At 67.4% G+C, this 16,072-nt stretch carries 15 protein-coding genes and 1 pseudogene; 7 read left to right on the forward strand and 9 right to left on the reverse strand.

Translation table 11 applies throughout. From position 1 onward, the window contains the following. Positions 1-7: 7 nt before the first annotated feature. The 3 genes from L5G28_RS08740 to L5G28_RS08750 all read left to right on the forward strand — a co-directional run bounded on the left by L5G28_RS08740 (position 8) and on the right by L5G28_RS08750 (position 4,190). On the forward strand, positions 8-1,399 hold the full coding sequence (locus tag L5G28_RS08740) for a flavin-containing monooxygenase (protein ID WP_237001188.1): 1,392 nt from the start codon (positions 8-10) through the stop codon (positions 1,397-1,399). Continuing rightward, positions 1,396-2,337 (forward strand): alpha/beta hydrolase, encoded by a 942-nt coding sequence (locus tag L5G28_RS08745; RefSeq protein ID WP_237001189.1) that lies wholly within the window; start codon positions 1,396-1,398, stop codon positions 2,335-2,337. The genes L5G28_RS08740 and L5G28_RS08745 overlap by 4 nt, the downstream gene beginning before the upstream one ends. A gap of 146 nt (positions 2,338-2,483) precedes the next feature. Beyond that, positions 2,484-4,190: a class I adenylate-forming enzyme family protein gene (locus L5G28_RS08750; RefSeq protein ID WP_237001190.1), complete on the forward strand. Its 1,707-nt coding sequence runs from the start codon at positions 2,484-2,486 to the stop codon at positions 4,188-4,190. A gap of 14 nt (positions 4,191-4,204) precedes the next feature. On the opposite strand, the gene L5G28_RS08755 is transcribed toward L5G28_RS08750, so the two are convergent. The 5 genes from L5G28_RS08755 to L5G28_RS08775 are packed head-to-tail and all read right to left on the reverse strand — an operon-like array spanning position 4,205 to position 8,725. Continuing rightward, positions 4,205-5,209: an NAD-dependent epimerase/dehydratase family protein gene (locus L5G28_RS08755; RefSeq protein ID WP_237001191.1), complete on the reverse strand. Its 1,005-nt coding sequence runs from the start codon at positions 5,207-5,209 to the stop codon at positions 4,205-4,207. An 18-nt stretch (positions 5,210-5,227) separates the two neighbouring features. Next, positions 5,228-5,566 (reverse strand): carboxymuconolactone decarboxylase family protein, encoded by a 339-nt coding sequence (locus tag L5G28_RS08760; RefSeq protein WP_236999394.1) that lies wholly within the window; start codon positions 5,564-5,566, stop codon positions 5,228-5,230. 56 nt (positions 5,567-5,622) lie between these two features. Further along, positions 5,623-6,489, reverse strand: a complete 867-nt coding sequence (locus L5G28_RS08765) for an NAD(P)-dependent oxidoreductase (RefSeq protein ID WP_237001192.1) — start codon at positions 6,487-6,489, stop codon at positions 5,623-5,625. Then, positions 6,489-7,223 (reverse strand): SDR family oxidoreductase, encoded by a 735-nt coding sequence (locus L5G28_RS08770; protein ID WP_237001193.1) that lies wholly within the window; start codon positions 7,221-7,223, stop codon positions 6,489-6,491. The genes L5G28_RS08765 and L5G28_RS08770 overlap by 1 nt, the downstream gene beginning before the upstream one ends. A gap of 35 nt (positions 7,224-7,258) precedes the next feature. Further along, a complete protein-coding gene (locus tag L5G28_RS08775; RefSeq protein ID WP_237001194.1) occupies positions 7,259-8,725 on the reverse strand; it encodes an aldehyde dehydrogenase in 1,467 nt (488 codons plus the stop codon). A gap of 97 nt (positions 8,726-8,822) precedes the next feature. On the opposite strand from L5G28_RS08775, the gene L5G28_RS08780 reads away from it, so the two are divergent. Then, on the forward strand, positions 8,823-9,374 hold the full coding sequence (locus L5G28_RS08780) for a nuclear transport factor 2 family protein (protein ID WP_237001281.1): 552 nt from the start codon (positions 8,823-8,825) through the stop codon (positions 9,372-9,374). Further along, complete coding sequence (locus L5G28_RS08785; protein WP_237001195.1) at positions 9,368-10,252, forward strand: SDR family NAD(P)-dependent oxidoreductase; 885 nt, start codon at positions 9,368-9,370, stop codon at positions 10,250-10,252. The genes L5G28_RS08780 and L5G28_RS08785 overlap by 7 nt, the downstream gene beginning before the upstream one ends. A 56-nt stretch (positions 10,253-10,308) precedes the next feature. Here the strand turns inward: L5G28_RS08785 and L5G28_RS08790 are convergent, their stop codons facing one another. Further along, positions 10,309-10,923 carry a TetR/AcrR family transcriptional regulator gene (locus L5G28_RS08790; RefSeq protein ID WP_237001196.1) on the reverse strand — a complete coding sequence of 205 codons (615 nt, stop codon included), beginning with the start codon at positions 10,921-10,923 and terminating at the stop codon, positions 10,309-10,311. A gap of 87 nt (positions 10,924-11,010) precedes the next feature. Here L5G28_RS08790 and L5G28_RS08795 point away from each other — a divergent pair, with 87 nt between their 5' ends. Next, entirely contained in the window at positions 11,011-12,324 is a 1,314-nt protein-coding gene (locus L5G28_RS08795) for a cytochrome P450 (RefSeq protein ID WP_237001197.1), read from the forward strand. Positions 12,325-12,345: 21 nt separating this feature from the next. On the opposite strand, the gene L5G28_RS08800 is transcribed toward L5G28_RS08795, so the two are convergent. The 3 genes from L5G28_RS08800 to L5G28_RS08810 form a co-directional block, all read right to left on the reverse strand. After that, a complete protein-coding gene (locus L5G28_RS08800) occupies positions 12,346-13,140 on the reverse strand; it encodes an RCC1 domain-containing protein (RefSeq protein WP_237001198.1) in 795 nt (264 codons plus the stop codon). Further along, on the reverse strand, positions 13,137-13,766 hold the full coding sequence (locus L5G28_RS08805) for a DUF2461 domain-containing protein (protein WP_236999317.1): 630 nt from the start codon (positions 13,764-13,766) through the stop codon (positions 13,137-13,139). Before L5G28_RS08805 ends, L5G28_RS08800 begins: the two co-directional genes overlap by 4 nt. Positions 13,767-13,856: 90 nt before the next feature. After that, complete coding sequence (locus L5G28_RS08810; protein WP_236999316.1) at positions 13,857-14,627, reverse strand: alpha/beta fold hydrolase; 771 nt, start codon at positions 14,625-14,627, stop codon at positions 13,857-13,859. Between the two features lie 51 nt (positions 14,628-14,678). Here L5G28_RS08810 and L5G28_RS08815 point away from each other — a divergent pair. Continuing rightward, positions 14,679-15,959: pseudogene (locus L5G28_RS08815) on the forward strand (condensation domain-containing protein); the annotation flags it as partial. Positions 15,960-16,072: the final 113 nt, after the last annotated feature.

The following is a 16,072-nucleotide window of genomic DNA, read 5'->3' on the forward strand; positions in this document are numbered from 1 at the left end:
GCAGACCATGACAGAACACAGGGACACGGGACACAGGGACACGGGGAACGGGGGGTCTGGGCCGACGACCGCGATCATCGGGGCAGGGATCAGCGGTTTGACCGCCGGAAAGATACTGGCCGACTACGGGATCGACTACACGTGCTTCGAAGTCTCTGACCGCGTCGGAGGCAACTGGGCGTTCCGCAACCCGAACGGCATGAGCAGCGCCTACCGCTCGTTGCACATCGACACCTCCAAGCACCGGCTCTCGTTCAAAGACTTTCCGATGCCCGACGACTACCCGGATTTCCCGCACCACGCACAGATCAAGGCGTACCTCGACGACTACGCGGATGCGTTCGATCTCCGCGCGAACATCGAGTTCGAGAACGGGGTGACGCACGCTCGACGACTCGACGGCGGGGGATGGGAGCTCACCACGCAGAAGGGTGAGACGCGGAGGTTCGATCTGCTCGTCGTCGGCAACGGCCACCACTGGGACGCCCGGATGGCCGACTTCCCCGGCACGTTCACTGGCGAGTCCATCCACGCGCACCACTACGTCGATCCGCAGGAACCGCTCGACCTGCACGGTAAGCGAATTCTCGTCGTCGGACTCGGCAACAGCGCCGCCGACATCGCCGTCGAACTGTCATCGAAATCGCTGCAGAACGACGTGACGCTGTCGACCCGGTCCGGTGCGTGGATCGTGCCGAAGTACATTGCGGGACGACCCGCCGACAAGTACTACAAGACGAGTCCGCACGTGCCGTTGTCGTGGCAGCGGAAGATCGCCCAGTGGGGCCAGCCGATGTCGGCGGGACGCCCCGAGAACTTCGGTTTGCCGACCCCGAACCACAAGTTCTTCGAAGCGCATCCGACGCAGTCCGTCGAACTGCCGCTGCGACTCGGGTCTGGCGACGTGATCCCGAAACCCAACGTCTCCCGGCTCGACGGCGAGTCGGTCCACTTCGACGACGGGACGAGCAGCGACTTCGACGTGATCGTCTACGCGACCGGCTACAACATCACGTTCCCGTTCTTCGACGACGACGTCATCAGCGCTCCCGACAACCGCATCGACCTGTACAAGCGCATGTTCAAGCCGGGGTTCGACGATCTCGTGTTCATCGGTTTCGCACAGGCGACGCCTACCTTGTTCCCGTTCGTCGAATGCCAGTCCCGTCTCCTTGGCGCATACGCGGCCGGCCGCTACCGGCTGCCGTCGGTCGAGGTGATGAACGAGGTGATCGTGAGCGACCAGCACAAGTACACCGGGCACATGCTCGACCGACCTCGCCACACCCAACAGGTCGACTACTTCATCTACGAGCACGACCTGCGAACAAGGGAACTGCCTGCGGGCATCGCACGAGCCGAACGCTTCGGCGCGTCGACGACGGCGGTGACAGCATGACCGCTCGACCTGAGACGCACGACTCCGGCGCTTACACGCCGACATCCTTCGTCAGCGGGGGAACGCGCTGCGCCGCCTGGCATTTCCCAGTGGGCACCGACCGTCTCGCCGGGCCGAACGGCAGGCCTGTCGTCGTCATGGCACACGGGCTGGGCGGCACCATGGACTCGGGTCTCGCGCCGTTCGCGCAACGCCTGTCGGCCGCGGGGGTAGACGTCCTCGCCTTCGACTACCGCGGCTTCGGCGCGTCCGACGGCGAACCGCGGCAGACAGTCCGGCTCGCCGACCAGCTCGACGACTACCGTGCCGCGATCGCCGCGGCCGCGCAGATCGACGGCGTCGATCCCCGGCGGATCGTGCTGTGGGGTGTGTCGTTGTCCGGCGGGCACGTCCTCGCCGTCGCCGCCGGTCGCGACGATATCGCCGCCGTTGTCTCGATGACGCCACTCGTCAACGGATTGGCAGCCGGACGGCTCGCGTTGGCGAACGGCCCGGTGTCGGCGATGGCCGCGTCGACGGTGCGTGGGTACCGCAGCAAGGCTCGTCGTCTCGCAGGCCGTGAACCGCTGATGATGCCGATCGTCGGAGACCCCGGTGAGCCCGGCGCACTGACGTTGCCCGGCTACCGTGGCGACTACCTCGCGATCGCCGGGCCGACGTGGCGCAACGAAGTCGACGCGGCGCTCGGCACTGAGATCGGCGGCTACCGCGCCGACAAACACGCCGCGGACATCACCGTGCCGGTCCTCATGCAGGTCGCTGACTTCGACCGGAGCGCCCCGCCGCACGCCGCCATCGAAGCGGGCGTCAAAGCTCGTGCGCAGGTGCGCCACTACCCATGCGACCACTTCGGGATCTTCCCCGGACAGCCCTACTTCGACGCGGCGTCCGAGCACCAGATCTACTTTCTGACGCGCACCCTCGCTCCGTCGGACTGACCCGCCGCTGCCGGAGCAGCCGCTCGCGTCGTGTGACGGCACAGAATCGACGTTTCCGTAGTGACGTCGGCTACATCAGTTATCGTGTAACTAGAATACGTTTCAGTTTTTGCCGTGCCTGGAGAATCGACCCGGAGGTCCTACTCGTGACAACAGCCAACGAATCGGTAGCCGCTTACCGCGAGGTCGAAGCGGAACTGACCGGTCCCGACGGGCCGTTCGCGGTGATCGACGCGGTGGTCGGCGGCGAGACGATGCGGGTCTACCGCGACACACCGACGAGCTTCGACGAGGTGTTCGCCGAAGCCGTCTCGGAGTACGCCGACGACACGCTGTTCGTCGAAGACGGCGTCTCGTACACCTATCGGCAGGTGTCCGACGAGGCCGGGCTGCTCGCCGGATCGTTGGTTCGTGACCACGGTGTGGCCGAGGGGGACCGCGTCGGGATCGCGATGAAGAACCGGATGGCCTTCGTCGTCTCGCTCGTCGCCATCGGACGGTGCGGGGCCGTCGCCGTGCTGTTCAACGGCCGCGAGAGCGAAGGCGAACTCGCCGGTGCCGTGGCCGACGCCGCGTGCGTCGTGATCGTCGCCGACGACGAGCGCGCGGCAAAGATCCGAACGCGGGACAAGGAAACCGACCTCGTCGTCGTCGGCGACGGGGACCTGCCGTCCGCGCCCGCGTGTCGCTACGACGACCTACTGGCGGGCGGCGAGCCGATCGCCGCACGAGAAGTGCCCGAGCCCGATTCGGTGTCATGGATCCTGTTCACCTCCGGGACGTCCGGACGTTCCAAAGGTGTGCTGCTGACCCATAGGAACATCTGCACCCTGGTCGTGAATCTGCGCGTGATCAAGGAGTCGAACATCGCTCTCAACGCGCGCAAGTACGGGATGGAGCCGGAGGCGCTCCGCGGATTGATGCCGAAACTCTCAGCGCTGTTGATCTTCCCGCTGTTTCACACATCGGGTCTGGCATCGTTGTTGACGACCATGTCTGCGGGCGGATTCGCGGTGATCATGCCCCGCTGGAACGTGGACGCGGCGATCGAACTCATCGACGAGTACAAGCTGTCGATGCTCGCCGGACCGCCGATGGTGATCATCGACCTGTTGTCCGCGGAACCGCCCGTCGAGAAAGTCGGAACCCTGATCAACGTCTCGCCCGCGGGCCAGGCGACACCGCCCGACCTGGTGAGTCGGATCGAGCGAGTGATGCCCAACGCTGCCCGCGGCGTCGGGTGGGGGATGACCGAGACCACCGCCAGCGTGTGCACGGCGGGCGGCGACCTGCTCGCGACCCATCCGAACACCGCGGGGGCGACGAGCCCGGTGATGGAGGTGCGTGTGGTGGACGCGGCAGGCCAGGCTCTCGACGGGCCGGGCGCGACCGGCGAACTTCAGATCCGCGGCCCCCAGGTGATGGCCGGCTACCTCAACCGTCCCGAAGAGACGGCCGCGGTGCTTGACGGGTCCTGGTACCGCACAGGCGATCTCGGATACGTCGACGCCGATGGTCTGGTCTACGTCGTCGACCGCAAGAAGGACATCGTGATCACCGGCGGCGAGAACGTGTACTGCGCGGAAGTCGAGTTCACGCTATTGGCGTCCGAACGGTTCACCGAGGTCGCGGTGTTCGGCGTGCCCGATCCGCGACAGGGCGAGAAGGTGGTCGCCGCCGTCACCGTCGCCGAGGGACTCGCCTTGACCGCGGACGATGTCCGCGACATCGTCCGCGAATCGCTCGCCGCGTATAAGACGCCGACCGACGTGGTGTTCGACCTCGGTCCGTTCCCGCGCAACGCTACGGGCAAGATCCTCAAGCGGAAGATCCGCGAGAACTTCCTGGGTTGATCGTCGCGCGCGGATCAGCGGGAGCCGCCGCCTGACGGATGCTCGTCCCACACAGCGGCGAGCGTCTCGGCAGCCGGACGGAACGTCATGCCCAGATCGTTCTCGGCTGCCGTGTTGTCCGGGATCGGTGCGTGGACGAGGTAGCCGATCGCGGCCTCGCTCAGCTGGGACAGGAACGGGGGAACCACACCGGGCGCCCGGTCGGCGACGCGGCCAGCCCAGGCGAGTACCGAGTTCGGGATCGGCCAGTGGCGGATCCGGCGGCCGGTGATCTCGCTGAGACATCGAGCCAGTTCGGCGTCGCCGAGACGATGTCCGCCCGCGACGTATCGGCGCGGCCCCCGGCCGACTTCGAGTGCGCGTGCGTGCAGTTCGGCTACGTCACGGACGTCCACGATCGTCAGGGCTGCCGTCCGTCCGACGACGCCCGCCCTGGTCAAGGTGATGACGGCGTCGCCGGCCTCGCCGAACCGGCCGTGCGCGGACGGCCCCATCACCGCGGTCGGGTAGACGATCACGACTGGATGGCCTGCGTCTTGGAGTTCCCGCGCGCACCGTTCGCCAGCCGCCTTCGACTGTCCGTACGCGTCCGGTCCGCCTCGCACCGGAAGGTCCGGTGCGACGCCCGGCTCCGCCGCGTCCCAGAGCGCCCCCGAACTCGACACGTAGACGATCGGGTCCATGCCGAGGTCGGCGGCCTGACCGAGGACGTTTCGGCAGGCCTCGACGTTGCGTCGGACCAAGTCGTCGGCCTTGCCCGCGTGGAGCGCGACCTCGGCGGCGGCGTGAATCACCGCATCGCATCCGGCGAGGGCCCGTCGAACGGCGTCGGGGTCGCCGATGTCACCGACGACGACGTCGGGGTCGAACCCCAGGAAGGTCACCGAGTCGGCGACCGTCTCGGGGCTGCGTGCGAGGAGCCGGACCTCGTGGCCGTGTTCGTGTACTGCCTTCGCGATCCAGCCTCCGACGAAGCCGGTCGCACCCGTCACCAGGACGCGCATCCGCTGCCTTCCCATGCCTTGCGATCGTTCGACTCAATCCTTGCGTTGAGCCCTCTCATGTTTGTCGATGACCCCACCGAACATCATGTTGAGGGCCGAACCCCGCGGCCACCCGATGTAATAACAGAGGAACAGGGCGATCTCGAGGAGTTCGTCGCCGTCGAGCTCGCCGTTGCCGAGCGCGGCGCCCGCCTGGATCTCGGCGACGTCGATCTGTCCGGTCGCAGCGAGCGCCCCCAGCAGCAGGAGGCGACGGTCACGGATGCTGAGCCCGTCACGGGACCACACCTCGCCGAACACCTGATCCGCGGTGTGGGCGAAGAAGTCGCCCGGCCCGTCCTTCATCTCCCAGCCGTACACCTTGGACATCATGTCCAGGCCCTTCTGGCGTTGCGGGGAGATCTTTTCCGAGGAATCCTCCGGAGTGCTCACTTCTCGTCCTTTCCCACGCCGAGTCCATCGGCGAATCGTTCCAGTGCCAGTGCGGTGAGAGGCAGGTCGACGCCCAGTTCGTCGCCCAGATCGAGAGCGAGTCCGAGGTCCTTCTCACCGAGGCCGCGCACGTGGTCGAACACGTCGTACCAGAAGTCGTCGCGCGCGATGGGTGCGGTCGTGTCGCGCAACATGATCGCGCCCGCGCCACCGGTGATCGCATCGGTGTGGCGGACCACCTTGCCGAGTTTCACCAGGTCGATGCCTGCGGCCTCAGCGAGCCGGGACGCCTCCGTCGTCGCGGTGAACGAGATGAAGTGCAGCAGGTTGCGGGCCAGCTTCATCTTGGTTCCAGACCCGACCGGACCCGCGTGGATCAGCATGTCGGACACGAGCGCGTACGGCGCTTTGATCCGCAGGTAGGCGTCGCGGTCGCCGCCGACCATGAGCGCCAGCCTGCCCTCCTTCGCGCCCTGCGCGCCGCCGGAGACGGGCGCGTCGAGGACTGCGACGCCTTTGGCCGCACACACCGCTTCAAGGTCGACCGCGGTGTGCGGGCCGATCGTCGAATGGATCACGACCACGGTGCCCGGACGTGCGCTCGCCAAGATGCCGTCGGGTCCGGTGACGACGGTGCGGACCTGCTCGTCATTGAGGACGGTGATTCCGATGACGGTGGCGGCGGACGCGATCTCGGCGGGCGATTCGGCGCGCCGCGCGCCGTCGATTGTGGCGTCCGGTCGGACGTCGCTGACGATCAGTCCGCCCGGCCAGGCGGCGAGGCGTTCGGCGATGGGGGCGCCCATGTTGCCGAGGCCGATGAACCCGACCGGTTCCGACACGGTCTCGTCGTTGCCACTCATCACCGGATGATCTGTCCGCCGTCGACGTTGAAGATCTGCCCGGTGACCCACGCCGCCTCGTCCGAGAGCAGGAACAGCAGCATCCCGGCCATGTCGTCGGGGGTGCCCATCCGCGAGAGCGGTAGCTTCCCGACCATCTCGGCGACCATGTTGCCGGGCGTCGTGGTCTTCGTCGCCTCGGTGTCGGTGGGGCCGGGCGCGATGGCGTTGATGCGGATCCCGGAGCCGCCGAGCTCGGTCGCGAGTTGCTGGGTGAGACTGTTGACGCCAGCCTTCGCGACACCGTAGAAGCCGCTGTAGAGCCATGCTGCGGTCGACGACTGGTTGATGATCGCGCTGCCCGGCTTCATTCTCCCGTAGACGGCACGTGTCACGTTGAGTGCGCCGTCGAAGTTCACGCTCATGAACTTCTTGTAATAGTCCCACGGAACGGTGATGAGGAAGTCGAGCTTCATGCCGCCGTAGATCGCGGCGTTGTTGACGAGGTAGTCGATCTGTCCGTACTTCTCGATCGTCGCGTCGGCGAGCGCCTCGGCGGAGTCGGGGTCGGCGACGTCGGTGTGGACGTACAGCCCGCCGATGTCCGCCGCGACGGCCTGTCCCGCCTCGTCGTTGAGGTCGGCGACGACCACGTGGCAGCCCTCGGCGGCGAGACGGCGTGCGTACACCTCGCCGATGCCGCCTGCGGCGCCAGTCACGATGGCGGTCTTTCCTTCAAAACGCTTGGTGCTCATGGGGTTCCCTCTGTGGTGGTTCGAGTGTTCGGGTGTCAGGCGGGGGTTGCGACGGCTTTGGTCTCCAGGTACTCCTCGAATCCGGCGACGCCCATCTCGCGGCCGATGCCGGACTGCTTGTAGCCGCCGAACGGGACGTCCGCCGAATACCAGATGCCGCCGTTGACGCCCATGGTTCCGGTGCGGACACCGTCGACGACCTTGTTGATCCGATCGGGGTCGGTTCCCCACACGGCGCCGGACAGGCCGTACGGCGAGTCGTTGGCGATCGCGATCGCGTCGTCGTCGCCGTCGTGGGCGAGGATCACCAGTACGGGGCCGAAGATCTCCTCCTGGGCGACGCGCGCAGAGTTGTCGAGACCGGAGATGAGCGTGGGTTCGACGTAGAAGCCCTTCTCCTTGTCGGCTGGTCGACCGCCGCCGGTCTCGATGACGCCGCCCTCAGTCTTGGCGAGTTCGATGTAGCCGAGGACGCGGTCGCGCTGAACGGCGGAGATCAACGGTCCGCAGATGGTTCCACCCTTGGTGGGGTCGCCGGGCTGCAGACCGGCCATCGAGTCGCGGACCAGGCCGATCGCCTCGTCGTACTGGTCGCGAGGGACCAGCAGTCGCGTGGTGATCGCGCAGCCCTGGCCCGCATGGGTGACGACGTTGAACGCGGCCATCGAGCAGGCCGTCGCGAGGTCGGCGTCGTCGAGGACGACGAACGCCGACTTGCCGCCGAGCTCGAGGAAGACCCGCTTGAGCGTCTCGGACGCGGCGGCCATCACCTTTCGTCCGGTCGCGGTGGACCCGGTGAACGACACGATGTCCACGCGCGGGTCGGTCGACAGGAGTGCGCCGACCCGGTGATCGCTCGACGTGACCACGTTGAACACGCCTGCCGGAATGTCGGTCTCCTCGGCGACGACCTTGCCGACGAGTGCGGCACACCACGGGGTGTCGGGGGCGGGTTTGAGGACGACGGTGCATCCGGCCGCGAGGGCTGGTCCGATCTTGGCGAAATTGATCTGGTGCGGGAAGTTCCACGGCGTGATCGCGCCGACGACGCCCGCTGCTTCGCGTCGCAGGCGTCGGTCGTTGGCAATGCCCATGGGTTCCGCCCGTCCGAGATCGGTCTCCCACTCGAAGCTCTCGGCGAGGTCGGCAAAGTATCCGAGGTCGGTGATCGGGCCTTCGAGTTGGGGCCCGGAGGTCAGGAACTTGGGGGCTCCCACTTCGGCGATCGTGATCTCGCGGAGTTCGTCGACGTGGCCGAGGAGGGCGTCGCGTAGTTGGCGGAGGCAGGTGGCACGGAAGGCCGGGTCACGCGACCACGTGGTCGTGTCGAACGCGGTGCGCGCGGCCGCGATGGCGGCGCTCATGTCGGCTTCGCTGCCGTCCGCGGCCTGTCCGATCACCTCTTCGGTCGCCGGGTTGACGACGTCGAAAGTGCCGGCGGAGCCGGGCACCAATTCTCCGTCGATCAACAGTTCAGAACTGTTTTCTGGCTTGAGGGGCACGCCTGACTCTCCTTCTGGACAACTGTCTGGACTTGCGTTTGAACCTAATGTAGCGTCGGGTCAGATGTCCAGTACTCACAGGAAGTTGGTCGCCGCCATGGCATTCGATCGCGCTGAACTCGACGAGATGAAGGAGCGTTGGCTGCAAGCCAACATCGACGTGGAGAAGGCAGGCGACTGGCGTCCGCTGGCGGACTTCTACACCGAGGACGCGACCTACGGATGGAACTACGGCCCCAAGAACGACTTCATGGCGGTGGGGCGCAACGAGATCCGCGACATCGCCATCGGCTTGGAGATGGACGGACTCGACGGGTGGACGTACCCGTATCAGTCGTGGGTGATCGACGAACGGACCGGCGACATGATCGGGCTGTGGAAGCAGATCAACGAGGCCACTCGTGCCGACGGCACCCACTACGCGTTGAACGGTGTGCAAGGCAGTTGGTTCAAGTATGCGGGCGACTTCAAGTGGGGCTGGCAGCGCGACTTCTTCGACTACGGCAACGTCACCGCGCTGTTCGCGGAGATGCTCACCGACGGCGTGATCACCCCGGGCCTGCAGGGCCGGATCGACCGCGTTCTGAATGCTGACGGGCCGCTTCCCGGCTGGTACCCGATCGGGCAGACGCCCGTGCCGATGTGGTGACGCCGACCGATTCGGTACTGCGCGGCAAGCGGGCCGTCGTCGCGGGATCGAGTCGTGGCATCGGGCTGGCTGTGGCGAAAGCTCTGGTGGCCGAGGGTGTTTCGGTGATCGTCAACGGTCGGGAGGAGGCCGTCGCGCTGGCTGCCGCCACTGAACTGTCGGCGGCGGGCGGTGTCGCCGTCGCCGTGGCGGGGAGCGCTGCGGACCACGCGATCGCACAGGCGATGGTCGACGCCGCCGTCGTCGAGTTCGGTGGGGTCGACATCGTGATCAACTGTGCGGGCACCGCAGAACCGGCAGGCTCATCGATCCTGACGGCGACGACCGACGAGTTCCGCGCGCAACTGGACGCTCACCTCGTCAGCTCGTTTGAGCTCGTCCGGGCGGCGGCGCCGCTGCTCGTCGCGCAGGGAGCGGGCGCCGTGGTACTCACCGGATCGGCGGCGTCGTCCGGCATGTTCGGCGGCATCGGTTACCCGGCGGGCAAGGGCGGGGCTAACAGTCTCGCCATGGCGCTGGCCGCGGAACTGCGGCCGAATGGAGTTCGGGTGAACGTCGTCTGCCCCGGCGGGAAGACCCGGCTGTCGTCGGGCGACGACTACCGCGCCCACATCGACGATCTGCACGAACGGGGGCTGCTCGATGAGGGGACGCGCGATATCGCGCTCCAACCTGCGCCCGCCGAGTACGTCGCTCCGCTCTACGCGTATCTCGCGAGCGACCTCGCTACTGACGTCACCGGTGAGATATTCAGTGCGGCAGGCGGATTCATCGGTGAGTATCCGCCGTTCCAACCCAGCTTCGTCGCTTACCGCGGCCACGACGACGAGCCGCCGTACTCACTGGCCGAAGTCGCCGCCCTCATCGCCTCCCGCTGATCGCACCGGTCGAGGACGGCGTCCACTCCGCCGTCGCGCCCTGGGGTCGGTCGGACTCAGCGGGCGGTGTTGCCGGCGATCAGCGCGATACACGCCTGGGTGGTGGGTTCGATGATCGCCGACAGCGGCGTCCCGTTCTCGACGGAGTCGGCAGTCAACTCTCGGATTCCACCCCAGATCATGATCGCGGTGATCCGGGAGACCGGCTCGATCCCGTCTGCGGCGACGTTCGGCGTCGACGTGATGGCGACGAACAGGGAGATCCAGGCGTCCATTGCTTCGGTCTTGAGTTCTTGCGCGGGCTCGCCGAGTGCGGGGAGTTCCCGGATCCAGCTCAACGTCAGTTCCGGGCGCGCTTCGCTCAGTTCGACGTACGCGGTCACGGCCTGTCGCACCTGATCGGTCCACGGGGAGGACGCGTCGACGGCGTCGGCGACGGCGTCGATCATCTCGTCGTTCGCTCCGCGCAGGACGGCGACGAAGCAGGCGGACTTGTCGGTGAAGTGCTCGTAGAAGGACCGGCGCGACATGCGGGCCACCCGGACGACGTCGGCCACGGTCGTCGCGCGGTACCCGAGGCGTGCCACGCACTCGCTCATCGCGGACAGGAGGCGGGATCGAGCCTGAAAGTCGGTGTCCGCGATTCGGTCGGTGGCGCTGGTCGATGTCACGTCTCCAGAATAGGCCCTTGCCCCCGGTGGTACGTCAGCGTACCGTTCACCTGGTACGGTGTCGTACCAGTGAACGGAGACCGTCTGATGACCACCGAAGTTCCTCAGCAGTCGTCGACCTCGGCGCTGCCGCCGAAAGTGCCGCTGCCGACGTGGCTTCAGGGCGTCGGGTTCCTCGCCGCCCGCCGCGGAGTGCTCCGCGCGTGCCGAGCCCGCTACGGCCCCGTGTTCGAGCTCGAGGTTCCGGTGTTCGGGAACCTCGTAGTGATCTCCGACCCCGCGATGGCGAAACAACTGTTCACCTCCGGTGCCAAGACGATCAACGTCCAGCCGAACCTCGGCCGCGTACTCGGCTCGGGCTCGATCTTCGCGATCGAAGGCACCGATCATCGGCGTCGCCGCAAGCTGTTGACGCCGCCGTTGCACGGCAAGCGGATCCGAACCTATGAGCAGATCGTCGAAGAGGAGACCGAGCGCGAGATCGCGACATGGCCGACCGGGAAGCGCTTCGCATCCCTCGAGCCGATGATGCGGATAACCCTCAACGTGATCCTTCGAGCGGTGTTCGGTGCCGACGGCGACGATTTCGACGATCTTCGTGCGCAACTTCCGGATCTGGTGGCGGCCGGATCGCGGTCGGCGACGATGCCGGATCTGCCTCGCGCGCTAAGCAGAGTCGACCCGAACGTGCACCTGCGTCTGTGTCGCGCGCGGTACCAGGAGACGATCCTCCGAGTGATCGGAGAGGCGCGCAGCGACCCGCATCTGGCCGACCGGGACGACATCCTGGCGCTGATGTTGCAGAGCACCTACGACGACGGCAGCGTGATGACGGACGACGAGATCGCCGACGAGCTGCTCACGCTCCTGGCGGCCGGTCACGAGACCACGGCGACCACTCTCGCGTGGCTGTTCGAACGGATTCAACGCCATCGGCCGATCCTCGACGACCTGGCGGTCGAAGCTCAAGGCGACGGCGACGAACTCCGTCACGCGGTGATCCTGGAGACGCAGCGGTCGCGACCGGTCATCGACTTTGCGGGACGCCACGTCGTCGCCGACGATCTGGAGGTCGGACCGTGGCGGATTCCGCGCGGACACAACGCCATGGTCGCGATCTCGCTGCTGCACGACGACAGCGACCAGTTCCGCGACCCCGAGCGTTTCGACCCGTACCGGTTCGTCGGGAGCACGCCGTCCGCTGCCTGGCTGCCGTTCGGCGGCGGCACACGACGGTGCATCGGTGCGGCGTTCGCGACGATGGAGATGGATGTGGTCGTGCGGACTGTCTTGCGTGAGTTCCGCATCGAGCCGTCGACCGCGAGGGCCGAGGGGCTGCATTCGCGCGGTGTCGCGTTCGCGCCGCGGTTCGGCGGTCGGATGGCTGTCCGACGGCGCTGAGCACAGCGGCAGTAGTGGGGGTCAGAATCCGCCAGTGGTTGCGACCGAGCCGTCACGCAACAGTCCGACCGTGAACGTCGACCCGGCCGCCACCGAGACGACGTCTCGCCACTGTCCGACGTCGCATTGATGTTGTTCGTCGGCGCCGGCGGCCACGACCGTTCGATCGTCGAGTAGTGCGATCGTGTGGTGGCTGCCCGCGGTCACACCGACGACGTTCGTCCATTCGGAGACTTCGCACGCAGGGCCGCGGCCTGCCGCGACGACGGTTCCGTCGCGTCGGAGCCCGACACTGTGCACGGACCCGGCCGCCACCGAGACGACGTCTCGCCACTGTCCGACGTCGCATTGTCGCCTGGTGCTGTTTCCGGTGGCGCGAACGGATCCGTCGGCGAGAAGTCCGACCGAGTGCCAGTCGCCGCACGCGACGGCGAGGACGCCACGCCAGTCGTCAACGGCGCACTGCTGTTCGCGGTTGCGCCCCGCGGCTAGAGCGGTCCCGTCGGCGCAGACGCCGATAGTCCGCCGCCAACCCGCCGCGATCGCCACCACGTCTGTCCAGTGGGCCACGTCGCACTGGCCGTCGTCGTTCCATCCGGTCGCCACCACGGTTCCGTCGTCTCGGAGTCCGACGGTGTGCGAGCGGCCGGTGTTGCGCGCAGCGTGGACGGCGCCTGCCGCGATCGCGACGACGTCGGTCCAGTCGCCGACAGCGCATTCGCCCGCGCGGCCGTCGCCCACTGCGGTGACGGTACCGTCAGGACGGAGCCCGACCCAGTGTCGTCGGCCAGCCGCGAGCGCGGCGAACGCGCTCATCCGCCGTGTTGGACGAGCCAGTCGAGGAGCGGCCGTGTCTGTCTCCAGTGTGCGCGGATCTCGTCGACGAGATCGGGGGTGTGGATGATTCCCTCGAAGCCGTAGTCGCGGTTGGCGATCAATGATCGGTGTCGGAGGAGTTCGATTCGTGGGTGGTCTTTCGCCCACCCACGAGGTGCGGTCTTGAGCCGGTCGCCGTCGATCTCCCAGCCTCGTCGCTGAAGTCCGTCAACGAGCTTCTCGAGCTCGGCGCCGTGCAGGTCGTCGTCGATGGCGCGGCGCAGGAAGGCCAGGCGTTCAGGTTCGGCGTGATAGAAGCCTGCCCCGACGCGGACCCCGGGGGCGCCGATCTGGACGTAGTAGCCGGTTGCCGGGGCGACGGCGACGAAGGCGCCCTGGTGGGTCTTGTACGGTGTCTTGTCCTTCGAGAATCGCACGTCACGGTACGGGCGGAAGATCTTCGCGTCGCCGAACTCGTCGGCCAACTCGGCGGTGAGAGCGGTCATCGGCGCGGCGACGGCATCGCGGTAGACGTCGCGGTGCGCGTCCCAGAAGACTCTGCTGTTGTCGATCTCGAGGTCGTCGTAGAAGTCGAGGGCCGCTTCGGGGAATCCAGTGAAGCTCATGGGTCGAGAATATCGACCGGGCGTACTACGAGCTGGACACCGGGTTCAGCAGCTTCGCGGCAGGCCCACATTCGACCCGCGCGCCGCCGATCAGAACAGTGAATGGTGCAGAAGCGATGGCCACTGCGCCAGATCGGCAGGAGTGCGGGCAACGGTCAGCGATGCGTTCGGCAGTGTCTCGACGAGTGCCTGTGCGGTCGAGAGGGGATGAGCGGGGTCGTCGATCCAGGCGAGGATCGTCGTGGGCACAGCGATCGCGGTGATGTCGTCGAGCGGTGGCAGGTCGCTGAGCGCGGCGCCCCGCAGTACTGAGGGGAGCAGCGATTCGGCGACAGCGGGCAGGGTCGGCGGTGCGTCCGCCGACGCCGGAGGGTGTGGGCTGTCGGCTCCCGAGGCGACGAACGCCGCGAGCCCCTCCTGCTCGACGATGTCGGCTGACCGTCGATACTCCTCGGCCTTGGCACCTCGGGTGGCCCATGCCGTCGCGGGAACCATCAGTGTGAGGCTCGAGAATCTTTCGGGTTCGCGGACTGCCGCATGCAGCAGGGTGCCGGCGCCCATCGACGGCCCGACTCCGTGGACCCGCTCGCCGGGGAACCAGTGGTCGAGGAGCCGCAGGAGGTCGTCGGCGAGATTCGTCCACCGATAGTCGTCGGGCGCCGCGGCACCGGTCGACTCGCCGTGGCCGCGCGCGTCGTACCGCAGCAGGCGTGTCCCGGACAGGCCGCGACCGAGGTCCATGCCGAGCACACGGTCACGTGACCGGCTCGACGTCAGGCCGTGCAATTGGACGACGGCCCGTCCACCTTCGTCGCTGAACTGGGTCGCGATCCGGGCTCCGGGAACGTCGAACGTGGGCACGGGTCTCTCCTGGAGTTGCGGCGATCGGGATGGGGCGTAGCGTACACCGGCATGCGTCTGGACAACGTCGGCCACCTGCGACTGCCGTTCGGCAGGCTGTGGGGGTACGACGTGCGTGTCGGCGACCGCGGCACCGAGCAGCCGGTCTCGTTCGACCAGCGGCGACACGTCGGAGCGGGGGATCGGCCAGGTTCGTGGATGGCGCTCTCGTTCCGCCTCGACGGGCCGGTGGACCGTGGGGTTCTCGCGTCGGCGTGGCTCGCCGTGATCGATCGCCACGACACGCTGCGGACGGTGTTCGCTCCGGGCGACGACGGACCGCGGCTGTTCGAGGTCGACATCGCTCCGGGCGGCTGGGTCGAGCACCCGATCGGGCCGGGGCAGGCGGTCAACGAGGCTCTCCGCGACGTCCTCGACACCGCGTGCTCGCCGTACGTTTCGCCGTCGCACCGCTTGTGCGTATTGGAGACGGCGACGTCGTCGACTGTCGTCGTCGCGGCCGACCATTCGCACGTGGACATGTGGTCGATGCTCGTCGTCGCCCGAGATCTGCTCGCCGGAATCACCGCGGGCGGGCGCCCGTCGCTGCCGGCCGCTGCTGCGTTCGTCGATCACACGCGTGCGCTCGCGGAGCGCCCGACGGCTCCCTCCGACGTGCACCGCCGGTGGGAGGAGATCCTGACAGCCGGCGGCGGTGTGATGCCTCGATTCCCGCTGCAGTTGGGGCCAGCCGAGCCTCAACCCGAGCGCGTCGAAGTGCGTGACGTGTTCGACGTCGACCAAAGTGCGACGTTCTCCGCGCAGGCGCGTGCCGACGGAGTGTCGACGTTGTCGCTCGCGGTGTCGGTGATGACCGCGGTGACCCGTGACCTCGCGGACGCCCCGCTGCGCGCCGTGTTTCCGGTGCACAGCCGATACGAGGACACCTGGCACGAGTCGGTCGGCTGGTTCATCACGAACTCGGTGCTCGAATCGGCCGACCCGGATCCGGCGGCGAGCGCCGACGCCATCCGCGAGGCGGTGCGCCTCGGTTCGTGGCCGCTGCGCGACGTGTTGGACGCGTGGGGTGGCGACATGCCGGAGAAAGCAGGCATGTTCGCGATCTCATGGCTCGACCTCCGGCGTCTCCCGGTACAGATCGACTCGCACACGATCGACGCGCAGTACGTCGGAGCGGTCATCCGCACCGATGGCGTCATGCTGTGGTTCATCCTCGACGACGCTGGCCTGCATCTGCGATGCCGATACCCGGACACCGTCGACGCTCGCCGCAATGTGGGTGGCTGGCTCGACGTCCTCGTCGAACGAATGCGGTCGCTGGCAGCCTCATCGTGATCACCCGGCGGCTCTGAGCGTCGCCAGGATCTCCCCGCGATGTCACGTACCTACACCGTTCAGGCGCCACGACCGCCGATAGCCCGATGCTCGCCCCCTGCGGTGTAGGT

This window comes from Gordonia liuliyuniae, assembly GCF_021739025.1.
Classification (GTDB): Bacteria; Actinomycetota; Actinomycetes; order Mycobacteriales; family Mycobacteriaceae; genus Gordonia; species Gordonia liuliyuniae.